Below are 12,312 nucleotides of genomic sequence, written 5' to 3' on the forward strand. Positions count from 1 at the left end.
AATGGATAGACAACCGATCATCTCTGCCAAAGACGTGGAGATCACCTTTAGCCTGCGCGGCAAAAAGCTGAACGCGATCCGCAAGTGCTCGCTGGACCTGTACGACGGCGAGACACTGGCCATCGTGGGCGAGTCCGGCTCGGGCAAGTCCGTATTCACCAAGACCTTCGTGGGTATGCTGGATGTCAACGGTAAGATCACCGGCGGCTCCATCCTGTACGAGGGCCGCGACATGACCAAGTTCACCGAGAAGGACTGGCTGGGCGTGCGCGGCAAAAAGATCGCCATGGTCATGCAGGACCCGATGACCAGCCTGAACCCGCTGAAGAAAATCGGCAAGCAGATCCAGGAGAGCATCGAGCACCATCAGGGCCTGAAGGGCGAGGCCGCCAAGAAGGCCGCCATCGAGATGCTGGCCAAGGTCGGCATCCCCGACCCGGAGCGCCGCTACGAGCAGTATCCTCATGAGTTCTCCGGCGGTATGCGTCAGCGCGTGGTCATCGCCATCGCTGCTGCCTGCCGTCCGCAGGTGCTCATCTGCGACGAGCCGACCACCGCTCTGGACGTGACCATTCAGGCACAGATCCTGCAGCTCATCCGCGACCTGCAGAAAGAGCTGGGCATGTCGGTCATCTACATCACCCATGACTTGGGTGTTGTGGCCAACGTGGCCGACCGCGTGGCCGTCATGTACGCCGGCCAGATCGTCGAGTACGGCACCGTGGAGGAGATCTTCTACGATGCATGGCATCCCTACACTTGGGCACTGCTGCAGGCTCTGCCTCAGCTGGGCACCAAGGGCGAGGCTCTGCCCACCATCGACGGTACGCCGCCGAACCTGTTCAATGAGATCAAGGGTGACGCATTTGCGCCCCGCAACAAGCACGCGCTGGCCATCGACTTCGTGGCAGAACCTCCGTTCTTTCAGGTGTCCGAGACCCACGCGGCAAAGACTTGGTATCTGGATCCGCGCGCTCCCAAGATCGAGCGTCCGCACTCCATCCAGAACCTGCGTGAAAAAATGGGAAAGATGGGAGGTTCCAACTTAAATGGCTGAACGCGAAAAGCTGATTGAGCTGAAAGACCTTCAGATCACCTTTGGCTCCGGCAAAAAGAAGTTCGTGGCCGTGGACCACGTCAATTTTGACATCTACAAGGGCGAGACCTTCTCGCTGGTCGGCGAGTCCGGCTCCGGCAAGACCACCATTGGCCGTGCCATCTGCCGCATCAACCCGACCTCGGGCGGCGACATCTTCTTCAAGGGCCAGAAGATCAACGGCAAGATCCCCAAGGAGCTGGACCGCGAGGTCATCCGCAAGGTGCAGATGATCTTTCAGGACCCCATGGCTTCTCTGAACGAGCGCGCCAAGGTCGAGTACATCGTGGCGGAGGGTCTGCTGAACCACCACCTGTACAAAGATCAGGATGACCTGCACGAAAAGGTCATGAACGCTCTGCACGAGGTCGGTCTGCTGCCGGAGTTTGCCTCCCGCTTCCCCCATGAGTTCTCGGGCGGCCAGCGCCAGCGCATCGGCATCGCCCGTGCGCTGGTCATGGAGCCGGAGTTCATCGTGGCCGACGAACCGATCTCCGCACTGGACGTCTCCATCCGTGCACAGGTGCTGAACCTGCTGAACAGCATGAAGAAGTCCCGCGGTCTGACTTACCTGTTCATCGCGCACGACCTGTCGGTCGTCCGGTTCATCTCCGACCGCATCGCCGTCATCAGCAAGGGCCGCATCGTGGAGCTTGCAGAGGCTGAAGAGCTGTTCCTCCATCCCCTGCACCCCTACACCAAGGCTCTGCTGAGCGCCGTCCCCATCCCCGACCCGGGTCTGGAAAAGAAGAAGAAGCTTCTGGTCTATGACCCCTCCTGCCACGATTACAGCGTGGACAAGCCGGTCTGGGAAGAGATCGCAAACGGCCACTTCGTCTATGGCAACCAGAAGGAGCTGGAAGGCTACCGCAAGGAATACCAGAGCCAGCTCTAAGCACGGTCACTTGACTGTATTTTAACACAAACGCCCCGCCGCATTGGGAATCCTCCCTTTTGCGGCGGGGTTTTGTGCTGTAGAAAAACGAGGCCGCCTCCCGACTCTGCGCCGGGAAGCGGCCTCCTTGTGTTTTATATCAGTCTTGCGCCGGGCTTCGGCTCGTGGGCCTGCCAGAGAGTGATCCACTCGGGCAGGCGCAGGGCCTTCAGCCGCTCCGGAAGGGCGGCAAAGTCGCCGCCGGTGAGATACCACCCACCGCCCAGAGCCGCCAGCGCCAGCAGCAAGAGCACTGCCAGCAGGACGCGGAGAGGGTGTTTCTTCTTTTTGGGGCGGGGCTTTGCCTCGTCCTGCGGGGTGTTTGGGGAGGCCTGTCCGGCGGGGAGGAAGCCCGTCCCCTCTGCCTGCGGCAGACCGGCGGCGGCGCGGCGTATCATGTCCAGCAGCCAGAGCGCGGCGTTGTCCGCTGCGGGGACCGTGCGGAGCCAGCAGCCCTTTTTCGCACTGAGCACCAGCACATGGTCGCTCTCCCGCTCCGCGCAGGCCACAGCCAGCTCTGTGCCCACGATGCGGCGGGCCGCCTGCGCCCGGGCAAGGGCCAGACGGACGGGTTCGGGCTTGTCCCCCTCCCCGCCGAGTTTGGCCCGGGCACGCTTTTCGATCTGGGGGCCGGTCTTGGCGTCGGCGTAGCTCATGGTGCCGAAGTCGTAGACCTTCTCTGCGCCGGGCACCTTCTCGAGCCGGGCTTCCAGCAGAGCGCCAGCGGCGGCATCACCGCAGGCCAGCAGCCGGTCATGGGCTTCCAGCGCCTGCACGGCAGCAGCCGCCAGACTGGTATCCCCTGCCCCATACACATCTGCACCGAAGCTGCTGCGCAGGCTCTGGGCCGCTTTCTTCAGCCCAGAGGGCGTATCTGCATGGACAGCCAGCAGCGTCTCTGCGCCCCGGCACTTCCACTGGGCCTCTGCCCTCCACTGGGGCGCAAACCGCGCCACCGCAGCTGCCAGCCGTCCCTGCGGCGCACCGTACAGGCGCAGCACGCAGCGGGTCTCCTCTGCCAAATCCCATCAACCCCTTATTATGATGTTTCCCGGACGAAAGCCCTGTCCAGCGCGGCCAGCGCCGCGTCGTCCGACTGCCGGGCGGCGGTGAGGGCCTGCGTCCCTTCGGGGATCTTGCCCTGCGCCAGACGCAGACCCATCTCCAGTGCCGCCTGTGCGGCCCGGGCACGCACCAGCGCACGGTCTGGCCGGGAGACGAAGAGCTTTTTGACATAGGCCACGCCATCCCGGGCAGCGCCGAGATAGACGGTGCCCACGGGGCGGACCTGGTCGCCGCCGGTCGGGCCGGCCACGCCGGTGACGCTCAGGGCGATGTCGGCCCCTGAGGCCGCTGCCGCGCCCAGCGCCATCTGTGCCGCCACGGGAGCAGACACGACGTTGTATTTCCCGATGACCGCCGGGTCCGCGCCCACGAGCTTGGTCTTGGCCTGCTCCCAGTAGGTCACGAAGCCATAGCCGAACACCTCGCTGGAGCCGGACACGGAGGTCAGCCGCTGGGCGATGAGTCCGCCGGTGCAGCTCTCAGCGGTGGAGATGGTCAGACCCTTTTCCTTCAGAGTATTCACCACTGTCTCTTCCAGCCCGGCCACATCCTCATCATACACCGCATCGCCCAGCGTATCATAGAACTTTTTGGCATATGCGCGGCACATTTTTTCGCCGTCCTCGTCGGAGCGGGCGCGGGCCGTGATCCGGATCTCGCACTCGCCCGTCTTGCAGTAGATGGCGGCGGTGGGATTCGGGTTTTCCAGCAGGTCACGGACTCTATACTCGATGTCGCTCTCGCCGCCCAGCACCCGGAGGGTGACGGAGTGGAGGGTGCAGTTCTGGCGCACCATCAGCAGGGGGCGGACGCTCTCAGTCCACATGGCTTTCATCTCGTGGGGCACGCCGGGCATGAGGACAGCACAGCGGCCATCCTGCTCGAACCATGCACCGGGCGCAGTCCCATGGTTGTTGATGATCTTATGGCCCTTGGCGGGCACCATCGCCTGCTTGCGGTTGTTGGGGGTCGTCTCGCGGCCGGTGCGGGCAAAGTAGCCGGTGATCTTCTCCCACTCGGACGCATCGAAGACCAGCTCGTCGCCGAAGCAGGCGGCGACGGTCTCCTTGGTCAGGTCGTCCGCCGTGGGGCCGAGGCCGCCGGTGAAGACCAGCAGGTCGCAGCGGCTCTTGGCCTCGTTGACGAAGTCGGCCAGACGGCCATGGTTGTCGCCGATGGTGCTCTCCCGCTGGACGGTGATGCCCAAATCGGCCAGCTCCCGGCTGAGGTACTGCGCGTTGGTGTTGAGGATATTGCCGAGAAGAAGCTCGGTACCCACACTGATGATCTCTGCTGTCATGGCTCAGCCCTCGAATTCCACGTCGTCGGTGATGCGCAGACGGATGCGCTCGGTGGTCTCGGCAGCTTCGGCTTCCAGCTGGGCCAGACCGGGCATCCCGGCCTCGGCCTCAAGGATCTCTTCCAGCTCGGGGCGGATCTTCGGGTGCGGCGGGGTGAAGATGGTGCAGCAGTCCTCGTAGGGCAGGATGCTCGTCTCAAAAGTATTGATGTGGCGGGCCGTCTCGACGATCTCAGTCTTGTCCATGCCGATCAGGGGGCGGAGGATGGGCAGGTCCTGCGCGGCATCGGTGCACTGCAGGGCCTTGACGGTCTGGCTGGCCACCTGCGCAAGGCTCTCGCCGGTGACGAGGGCCTCACAGCCCTGCTTCTTGGCAATGATGTTGGCAATGCGCATCATGCTGCGGCGCATCAGGACGGTAAAGAGGACGTCCGGAGCGTTATCGCGGATGTACTCCTGCGGCTTGGTGTAGGGCACCACAAAGAGGTTGGTGCTGCCGGTATAGGGGGTGATCCGCTGGGCCAGCGCCTTGACTTTCAGTTTTGCACGCTCCGAAGTATACGGAGGGGACGCAAAATGGATGTGGTCGAGGCCGAGACCGCGCTTTGCCATCCGGTACGCCGCCACCGGGCTGTCGATGCCGCCGGAGAGCATATTGAGGGCGCGGCCGGAGGTGCCCACCGGCAGGCCGCCCTCACCCTGTATTTTCGGGCCGTGGATATACGCGCCGTAATCGCGGATCTCCACGATGACCTTGAACTGCGGGTTCTTGACGTCCACCCGCAGGTAGTTGTGCTTGCCCAGCAGGTAAGCGCCCAGCTCCCGCATCAGCTCAGGGCTGGTCATGGGGAAAGTCTTGTCCGAGCGGCGGGCCTCCACCTTGAAGGTCTTGATGCCATGGAGACTGTCGCCCAGATAGTCCTCGGCGGTCTGGCAAATGGTGTCAAAGTCCTTCTCGCAGACCACGGCGCGGCTGAGCGCGGCGAGACCGAACACCTTGCTCACCCGCTCAAAGGCGAGGTCCATGTCGATGTCGTCCTCCTCCGGCTCCATGTAGAAGGTGGACTGGGTGCAGTAGACGCGGAACTTGCCCACCGTCTTGAGGCGGTAGCGCAGGATCTTCATCATCGTCGATTCGAACTGGTTGCGGTTGAGGCCCTTCAGGGACATCTCGCCCTGATAGCCCATAATGACTTCTCGCATAGTAGTTACTCCTGATATTATGTTGTGCGTTCGTCGGTGTTCCGGGAGTTTCTCCGAGGACCGTCCGCTGGGGTGGGACCCTGTTGCCGAAGGCAATAGGGCGGGCGATGGAATGGCCCGATTCGTGTCCGAGGAGAAAGCTCCCGGAACGCGCCCCTTACTTTCTGATTCTCTGCAAATGCTTCATGCCGTCCTCAAAGCGCTCGAGGAAGGCATCCACATCCTCCGGGGTGTTGTCGGCACAGAAGGACACCCGGATGGCCGTATCGATGGCCAGCGGGTCACGGCCCATCGCCGCCAGCGTGTGGCTGGGCTGTCCTCTGCCGCAGGCACTGGCCGACGAAACATAGATCTGCTTCTCCGACAGCCACGCCAGCATGGTCTCGCTCTTGATGCAGTTCTCGCTGAAGTTCAGCACCTCAGGCACCGCCCCCGCCGGGCTGTTGATCTCCACCTCCGGGAAGATGGAAAGGCCGGCGCGCAGACGGTCGTTGAGGGCACGCATGGCCTTGTCGCGGCTCCGGATGCTGCCCGCAAGGCGGGTGGCCGCGGCGGCGAGGCCCATCGCGTAGGGCAGGTTCTCGGTGCCGGGGCGGAGGCCGCGCTCCTGCTCGCCGCCGAGGTAAGGCGGCTGGAACGCCTGCACCAGCCGGTCGCTCAGATAGAGGGCACCGACGCCCTTGGGCGCATGGATCTTGTGGCCGCTGACCGCCATCGTGTCGATGTTGTCCAGCTTGATGGGCACCCGCATCCACGCCTGCACCGCGTCCACATGGACGATGGTGCGGCTGTTGCGGCGCTTGACCTCCGCGGCCAGACGCTCCACATCGTTGCGGGTGCCGATCTCGTTGTTGACCATCATGCAGGCCACGAGGATGGTGTTCTTGTCCACCGCTTCCAGCATCCTGCCCATGTCCAGCGTACCGTCAGGCTGCGGGGCCACCACGGTGACGTGATACCCCTGCGCGGCCAGACGCTCCAGCGGGCGCTGGACACTGGGGTGCTCGAAGCCCGACACCACGATGCCCTTGCCGAAGGTGCGGGTCTGGGCCGCGCCCAGAAGAGCCAGATTATTGCCCTCGCTGCCGCAGGAGGTGAAGTACAGCTCCTTCGACTTGCAGCCCAGCGTGCGGGCCACAGCGGCGCGGGCCGCGTTCAAGGCCTCTTCGCTCCGCGCTCCCGGGGCGTAGAGGCTGGACGGATTGGCCCAGTGCTCCCGCATGGCCTTGTCTATCACGTCTGCCACCTCGGGAGCGACGATGGTGGTGGCGGCGTTGTCCAGATAATGCAGTTCTGGATTTTGCAGCATAATTTCATTCCTGCCTTTTGTGCATAAAATATCAGGTTAAGTATACCACAAAGTTCCGCAGAACGCAAAATATTCGTGCAGCAAAAAAGGGGCCGCCCCCTTGCGGGGCAGCCCCTTTCAGCAGCTTGCGATTTGGGTTCAGACGTTCTCGTTTGCCTTCTGCAGCCAGATGCTGCCGATGTCCAGCGCATTGTACAGGCCGTTCTTGGTGGTCTGACGGGCCACGCGGGCCTCACGGGGCTTGGATTCATCGGTAGAGAGCAGCTGCAGATGGACCTTGTCTGCCACATCCACGCCGCCCACCGTCTTGGTGGACTGGATCTGCAGATAAAGCACATACGGGTCGGTCATACAGCCATAATACAGCTCATTGTCCTTGCGGACGAGGGGCTTGCCTTTATAAGTCAATTTCGGAGTAAATGGCATCGTGAAAGCCTCCCTATCATATTTGATTCACTTTAGTATATCATATTTATAATAGGAAACGCAAGGGCAGGCCCCCTGAATATGGGAATTTTTCCTCACGGGTTGCACGGGCCGGAGCGGTGCTGTATAATAGGGGTGAAAGCTATCGTTCCGCCACAGGAGGACATTATGGCAGATTATCAGGAATATCGCCGCCGCATCCTTCACCGGCGCTGGCGCAGGGTGTTCATCACCGCCGCGCTGCTCATCCTTTTGGTGCTTCTGGCCGCTGTGGGCATCCTCTGGAAGCGTCTCCACCGCGAGCCGTCCTCCAATACCGCCCAGCAGGGCCCCACCATCCTGCAGCAGGAGCTGACCGGCAGCGAGTGGAACACCATCAGCTACACTCCGGCCCGCCGCCTCAACGTCCAGACCCTCGACAACGGCATGACCGCGATGGATTTCCGCCTTGCAGCTCAGACCGCCAGCCCCGCCGTGGAGCGGAGCAGCTTTTCGGACGTCAGCTTCTTGGGCGACAGCCTGACGCAGGGGATGGAGCTGTACGACACCGGCCTGCCCAACGCCCATTTCTGCGCCTACAAGGGCGTCGGCCCCAACGCCGTCGTCAACAACACCACCTGCCGCCGGGCTGACGGCGAAAAGGAGATCCCGATGGAGGCGCTGGCCTCCCAGCAGCCCCGGGCGCTCTACATCCTGCTGGGCACTAATGTGCTCACCGCCGACAACGACTATTCCAGCTTCCTCACCTACTACCGGCTGATGCTGGACATGATCTCGCAGGCGCTGCCCAACACGAAGATCTACGTCCAGTCCATCACCCCCGTCCGGCCCGAAGTGAGCCAGAAGTCCCCCGGCCTCTACAAACAGCGCCTGTGTGAGATCAACGACGCACTCTCGGCCATCGCACTGGAAAAGGGCTGCACCTTCCTGAACCTCTGGGAGGCGCTGGCCGACGAGAATGGCGACCTGATCGCCGAATACGCCCAGCCGGACGGCTACCATCTGCTGCCCGCCGGGTATGACGCATGGGTGGAGTATCTCTGCACCCACACCTGACCGAACCATAAACATAAATGAGAGATGCTGCCCCCAGAGCTTTCCGAGGCTTTGCTTTTGCCCGGTCTGCTCCGGGGCAGCATCTCTTTTTTGGGGGTGTCACTGGGCCGAAAACGGTGCAGGCGAAGCAATGCAGCCCCCATCGGCCTCAGCAAAAAGAAAAGCACCGTACTTCCTGCGAAGTACAGTGCTTTTTTGGTGGAGAATAGCGGGATCGAACCGCTGACCTCTTGCATGCCATGCAAGCGCTCTCCCAGCTGAGCTAATCCCCCAGAGCTGGTGTGTCGTCCCTGACGACGTGGTTTATTATACCAGTCAAAAGAGCAGTTGTCAACATCTTTTTTCAAAATCGTGCAAAAAAATCCCGCCGGGGCTTTTCAGTCCCCGGCGGGACTCTTATTCTGGTATCATTCAGGCCTTAGCATACTGGCGGTCGAAGATCTGGGGAGCCGCCTTGATGAGCAGCACAGCACCCACCACGGTCAGGAGAGTCTCCGGCAGCATATAGCTGGCATTGTATCCGAGGCTGTAGGTCCATGCGCTCAGGCCCTCATTCAGGTTGCCCCAGACGAGGACGCCGGACAAAAAGCTGCACATAAAGCGCAGGAAGCCTGCAACAGCCGTACCGACGGCCACGCCGACCATCCGGTTCTTGAAGGGGCGGGCAAAGAACTCCGCCGTGCCCAGAGCCATGAACGCCACCAGATAGTCCAGCAGGATCTCGCCGAGGAAATAGAGGAAAGTGGGCGTCGGGGGTGCCCAGAAGCCCAGAAGCATCTGCAGGCAGCCGTTCACCAGACCGGTGAACAGCCCCCACTTGACGCCGTGGCGGAAGGAGACGAGCACAAAGGGCAGCATACTCAGCAGAGTGACGCTGCCGCCATTGGGCATGGTGAAAATTTTGATGTTGGACAGCACGGTGCCGATGGCGATCATCAGCGCGCACTCCACCAGCACCCGGGTCTTGGAGTAAGATTTCGACATAAGGATTCCTCTTCTCATAACAATAGTACACAAAAACAAAATGCGCCTGCTTTTCTGGCAGGCGCACGGGCTGTTTGTGAAAATCGGGACCTTTCCGCAAACTACCTACGCCGGCATTACCCGGATCAGGTTCAAGGGTCTCTGCCTACAGCAGATCTCAGCCTCACGGCGCCCCTGTTTTCATGTCCGCTTTCAGTATAGCCGCTCTGCGTCAAAAGTCAAGCCCCCGGCAGCATATCGGGCCAGCCGGATACATATTCTGGAACAAGCACATTTTGGCGGGAGGGAGCAGTCATGAAAGGTGATCCGGAACAGCGGGCGCTGCTGCTGGGAGAGTACATCGTGGAGCATGGAGCCACCGTGCGGGCGGCGGCGCGGGCCTTCGGATGCAGCAAATCCACCGTCCACAAGGATGTGTCGGTGCGGCTGCGGACGGTAGGGCCGGAGCTGTTCCGGCAGGTGCAGATGGTGTTGGCCCGGAACAAAGCCGAGCGCCACCTGCGGGGCGGCGCGGCCACCCGGGAGAAGTACCACAAGCCCCGATAACAAGAGCGGCGGTGCGCTGTGTACCGCCGCTTTTGTCATGTCTGCTGATGGAACTGCTCCAGTGCCGCCTTTTCCAGACGGCTCACCTGCGCCTGACTGATGCCGATCTCCTGCGCCACCTCCATCTGCGTCTTACCCTTGAGATACCGCAGCTCCATGATGCGCTTCTCCCGCGGGGTGAGGCCCGCCACAGTCTGGCGGAACTGCAGCCCGCTGATCCAGCTGTCCTCGCCGTCGGGGTCGCGCACCTGATCGATGACGTAGACGGCATCCCCGCCGTCGGCGTAGACCGGCTCCTCGAGGCTCAACGGCTCCACCACCGATTCCAGCGCCGCCGACACCTCCCGGCGGGGCAGGCCGGTCTTCTGGGCGATTTCCTCCACGGTCGGCTCACGGCCCAGCTGCTTTTCCAGCTCCTCGCGGGACTGCATGGCCCGGTAGGCCGTGTCCCGGAGGCTGCGGCTCACCCGCAGGGCGTTGTTGTCCCGCAGGAATCGCCGTATCTCGCCGATGATCATCGGCACACCGTAGGTGGAGAACCGCACCTGCTGGGCCGGGTCGAAGTTGTCGATGGCCTTGATGAGGCCGATGCACCCCACCTGAAAGAGGTCGTCCATGTTCTCGCCCCGCTGCGAAAAGCGCTGCACGACGCTGAGCACCAGCCGCAGGTTGCCCTCGATCATGCTTTGACGAGCCGCCTTGTCCCCTGCCCGCGCCCGGGTGAGCAGGTCGCGCTTCTCCTGCTCGGACAGGATCGGCAGCTCGGCGGTGTTCACACCGCACAGTTCCACCTTGTTGTACATCCTCTCTAGCCTCCGGTGTCTTAGTTTCACCGGAAGTATGGCCGCAGGGGCGGGGCGGCATTCATTCCAAATTCAGGGGCACCTTTTGGCTGTCCCAAAGGGAGAGGCCCTCTCAATCTCCTAATTGCTCCCTCAGCTGCCGTATGATGCGCTTTTCCAGCCGGGAGATGTAGCTCTGGCTGATGCCGATGGCATCGGCCACCTCCTTCTGGGTCCGCTCCACGCCGTCCAGCAGGCCAAAGCGCAGCTCCATGATCTGCCGCTCCCGGGGCGAGAGCTGCTCCACCGAGCGTCGGAGGCTGGCCCGCTCGGCGTCCTGCTCAAGGCGCTGGCCCACCTGATTTTCCTCGCTGCTCAGCACGTCCGACAGCAGCAGCTCGTTGCCGTCGCCGTCGATGTTCAGCGGCTCGTCGATGCTGGCCTCCTGCCGACGGTTGGAGCTTTTGCGCAGGTACATCAGGATTTCGTTGCCGATGCAGCGGCTGGCGTAGGTGGCCAGCTTGATGCTCCGCTCCGGGGTGAAGGTGTTCACGGCCTTGATAAGGCCGATCGTCCCGATGGACACCATATCCTCCGAGGGGACGCCGCTGCCCTCATACTTCTTGGCAAGGTAGACCACCAGCCGCAGATTGTGGGTGATCAGCGCATCCCGGGCGGCGGGGTCGCCGTCGGCCATCCGGGCCAGAAGGGCTTTTTCCTCCTCCGGGGTCAGGGGCGGGGGCAGGCCCGGCCCGCCGCTGAGGTAGTGCGCGCCGCCCGTCCAGCTGAGTCTGGCCCAAAGGCCCTGCAAAAACTTTACAAATCGTTGAAACACAGACAGATTTCCTCCCATCGTATCCTCATTTCCCCAACAGCGACGCCGTCTCTGCGCTGACGAGGGCCGTCCAGCCGCCCTGCGGGGGCGGCGTATCGCAGAAGGCCGCATAGATGCCCTCCTGTGCCCTGCCGCCGCAGGAAAGCGCAGCGGGCAGGGCGGGCAGCAGACAGTGGCCCGCGACGGTCTGGCAGGGCACGAACCGCACGCCCCATTCCGGCCTCGGCTCTCCCCCGCCGCCCGCGAGGCAGTGTTCCAGATAGGTTTGCAGCGCCTCGGGCAGACGCACCGCCCCCAACCGCACCAGCACTACAGCCCGGCCCGAAAGCGGCTCCTGTACGTGGAAACCGGTGTCGCAGAGGGCTTTCAGCTCCACGCTCTGCCCCGCCACACGGAGCCGGGCCTCGAAGCAGGCCGGGCCGCTGCGCCCCAGAAGGTGCATCACCCCCTGCACCCCGCCGCAGACCCCCGCCGTGGACGCCAGCAGCAGCCCCGGCGACACCGGCAGGTAGAAGCTGAGGTTGTTACAGGCCGCGCCGGGCAGGAGCAGCGCCCCCGTGAGGGTCAGGTTGAGTAGGATGAACCATGCCGTCAGCCGGGCGGTGTTCCGCACGCCCTGCCAGCCGTAGGCCGCAGCCACGCAGAGGGCGGCAGTCGTACCTTTATAAGTAAGGGCCAGCGGCCACGGCGCGGTGGGGGCCAAAAGGACCAGCGACGACACCGCCGCCGTCCCCGCGCCGCCCACCAGCCGCAGCGGCGAACAGCACGCCCCGCAC

At 63.0% G+C, this 12,312-nt stretch carries 13 protein-coding genes, 1 tRNA gene and 1 riboswitch; of the genes, 4 read left to right on the top strand and 10 right to left on the bottom strand.

Annotated elements, in window-relative coordinates:
- Position 1 precedes the first annotated feature (1 nt).
- Positions 2 to 1,057 carry an ABC transporter ATP-binding protein gene (locus ACT8X9_RS06385; RefSeq protein ID WP_255668054.1) on the top strand — a complete coding sequence of 352 codons (1,056 nt, stop codon included), beginning with the start codon at positions 2 to 4 and terminating at the stop codon, positions 1,055 to 1,057.
- Positions 1,050 to 1,991 carry an ATP-binding cassette domain-containing protein gene (locus tag ACT8X9_RS06390; protein WP_227620266.1) on the top strand — a complete coding sequence of 314 codons (942 nt, stop codon included), beginning with the start codon at positions 1,050 to 1,052 and terminating at the stop codon, positions 1,989 to 1,991. The genes ACT8X9_RS06385 and ACT8X9_RS06390 overlap by 8 nt, the downstream gene beginning before the upstream one ends.
- A 134-nt stretch (positions 1,992 to 2,125) precedes the next feature.
- Here ACT8X9_RS06390 and ACT8X9_RS06395 read toward each other — a convergent pair whose 3' ends face one another.
- The 5 genes from ACT8X9_RS06395 to ACT8X9_RS06415 all read right to left on the bottom strand — a co-directional run bounded on the left by ACT8X9_RS06395 (position 2,126) and on the right by ACT8X9_RS06415 (position 7,333).
- The gene (locus tag ACT8X9_RS06395) at positions 2,126 to 3,052 is read right to left on the bottom strand and encodes a CinA family protein (protein WP_444268479.1); all 927 of its coding nucleotides are present in this window, start codon (positions 3,050 to 3,052) and stop codon (positions 2,126 to 2,128) included.
- Positions 3,053 to 3,069: 17 nt separating this feature from the next.
- The gene (locus ACT8X9_RS06400) at positions 3,070 to 4,395 is read right to left on the bottom strand and encodes a competence/damage-inducible protein A (protein ID WP_444268480.1); all 1,326 of its coding nucleotides are present in this window, start codon (positions 4,393 to 4,395) and stop codon (positions 3,070 to 3,072) included.
- A gap of 3 nt (positions 4,396 to 4,398) precedes the next feature.
- Complete coding sequence (gene thiI, locus ACT8X9_RS06405) at positions 4,399 to 5,598, bottom strand: tRNA uracil 4-sulfurtransferase ThiI (RefSeq protein ID WP_444268481.1); 1,200 nt, start codon at positions 5,596 to 5,598, stop codon at positions 4,399 to 4,401.
- Positions 5,599 to 5,755: 157 nt separating this feature from the next.
- Positions 5,756 to 6,907, bottom strand: coding sequence for a cysteine desulfurase family protein (locus tag ACT8X9_RS06410; RefSeq protein WP_227620262.1), 1,152 nt, complete (start codon positions 6,905 to 6,907; stop codon positions 5,756 to 5,758).
- A 138-nt stretch (positions 6,908 to 7,045) separates the two neighbouring features.
- Positions 7,046 to 7,333: a hypothetical protein gene (locus tag ACT8X9_RS06415; protein ID WP_227620261.1), complete on the bottom strand. Its 288-nt coding sequence runs from the start codon at positions 7,331 to 7,333 to the stop codon at positions 7,046 to 7,048.
- A 168-nt stretch (positions 7,334 to 7,501) separates the two neighbouring features.
- Between ACT8X9_RS06415 and ACT8X9_RS06420 the strand changes: the two genes are divergently transcribed.
- Positions 7,502 to 8,389 (top strand): GDSL-type esterase/lipase family protein, encoded by an 888-nt coding sequence (locus ACT8X9_RS06420; protein WP_444268482.1) that lies wholly within the window; start codon positions 7,502 to 7,504, stop codon positions 8,387 to 8,389.
- A gap of 196 nt (positions 8,390 to 8,585) precedes the next feature.
- On the opposite strand, the gene ACT8X9_RS06425 is transcribed toward ACT8X9_RS06420, so the two are convergent.
- Positions 8,586 to 8,661: transfer RNA gene (locus ACT8X9_RS06425), tRNA-Ala, on the bottom strand.
- Between the two features lie 139 nt (positions 8,662 to 8,800).
- Positions 8,801 to 9,373, bottom strand: coding sequence for an energy-coupled thiamine transporter ThiT (gene thiT, locus ACT8X9_RS06430; protein ID WP_227620259.1), 573 nt, complete (start codon positions 9,371 to 9,373; stop codon positions 8,801 to 8,803).
- Between the two features lie 85 nt (positions 9,374 to 9,458).
- Positions 9,459 to 9,559, bottom strand: a riboswitch (TPP riboswitch).
- Between the two features lie 108 nt (positions 9,560 to 9,667).
- On the opposite strand from thiT, the gene ACT8X9_RS06435 reads away from it, so the two are divergent.
- Positions 9,668 to 9,919, top strand: a complete 252-nt coding sequence (locus ACT8X9_RS06435; RefSeq protein WP_015565655.1) for a sporulation transcriptional regulator SpoIIID — start codon at positions 9,668 to 9,670, stop codon at positions 9,917 to 9,919.
- Positions 9,920 to 9,954: 35 nt separating this feature from the next.
- Here the strand turns inward: ACT8X9_RS06435 and sigG are convergent, their stop codons facing one another.
- The 3 genes from sigG to ACT8X9_RS06450 form a co-directional block, all read right to left on the bottom strand.
- Positions 9,955 to 10,722, bottom strand: coding sequence for an RNA polymerase sporulation sigma factor SigG (gene sigG, locus ACT8X9_RS06440; RefSeq protein ID WP_227620258.1), 768 nt, complete (start codon positions 10,720 to 10,722; stop codon positions 9,955 to 9,957).
- Between the two features lie 112 nt (positions 10,723 to 10,834).
- The gene (locus ACT8X9_RS06445; RefSeq protein ID WP_444268483.1) at positions 10,835 to 11,554 is read right to left on the bottom strand and encodes a sigma-70 family RNA polymerase sigma factor; all 720 of its coding nucleotides are present in this window, start codon (positions 11,552 to 11,554) and stop codon (positions 10,835 to 10,837) included.
- A gap of 7 nt (positions 11,555 to 11,561) precedes the next feature.
- Positions 11,562 to 12,312, bottom strand: a 751-nt coding sequence (locus tag ACT8X9_RS06450; RefSeq protein ID WP_444268484.1) for a sigma-E processing peptidase SpoIIGA, incomplete at its 5' end; no start/stop codon positions are given.

This window comes from Faecalibacterium sp., from assembly GCF_052358865.1.
GTDB classification, from domain to species: Bacteria; Bacillota; Clostridia; order Oscillospirales; family Ruminococcaceae; genus Faecalibacterium; species Faecalibacterium butyricigenerans.

Excerpts from the sequence above, each read along its gene's own strand:
- ACT8X9_RS06385 (WP_255668054.1), top strand. The coding sequence starts at position 2 with ATGGATAGACAACCGATCATCTCTGCCAAAGACGTGGAGATCACCTTT.
- ACT8X9_RS06390 (WP_227620266.1), top strand. The coding sequence starts at position 1,050 with ATGGCTGAACGCGAAAAGCTGATTGAGCTGAAAGACCTTCAGATCACC.
- ACT8X9_RS06400 (WP_444268480.1), bottom strand. The coding sequence starts at position 4,395 with ATGACAGCAGAGATCATCAGTGTGGGTACCGAGCTTCTTCTCGGCAAT.
- thiI (WP_444268481.1), bottom strand. The coding sequence starts at position 5,598 with ATGCGAGAAGTCATTATGGGCTATCAGGGCGAGATGTCCCTGAAGGGC.
- ACT8X9_RS06410 (WP_227620262.1), bottom strand. The coding sequence starts at position 6,907 with ATGCTGCAAAATCCAGAACTGCATTATCTGGACAACGCCGCCACCACC.
- ACT8X9_RS06415 (WP_227620261.1), bottom strand. The coding sequence starts at position 7,333 with ATGCCATTTACTCCGAAATTGACTTATAAAGGCAAGCCCCTCGTCCGC.
- ACT8X9_RS06420 (WP_444268482.1), top strand. The coding sequence starts at position 7,502 with ATGGCAGATTATCAGGAATATCGCCGCCGCATCCTTCACCGGCGCTGG.
- thiT (WP_227620259.1), bottom strand. The coding sequence starts at position 9,373 with ATGTCGAAATCTTACTCCAAGACCCGGGTGCTGGTGGAGTGCGCGCTG.
- ACT8X9_RS06435 (WP_015565655.1), top strand. The coding sequence starts at position 9,668 with ATGAAAGGTGATCCGGAACAGCGGGCGCTGCTGCTGGGAGAGTACATC.
- sigG (WP_227620258.1), bottom strand. The coding sequence starts at position 10,722 with ATGTACAACAAGGTGGAACTGTGCGGTGTGAACACCGCCGAGCTGCCG.
- ACT8X9_RS06445 (WP_444268483.1), bottom strand. The coding sequence starts at position 11,554 with ATGGGAGGAAATCTGTCTGTGTTTCAACGATTTGTAAAGTTTTTGCAG.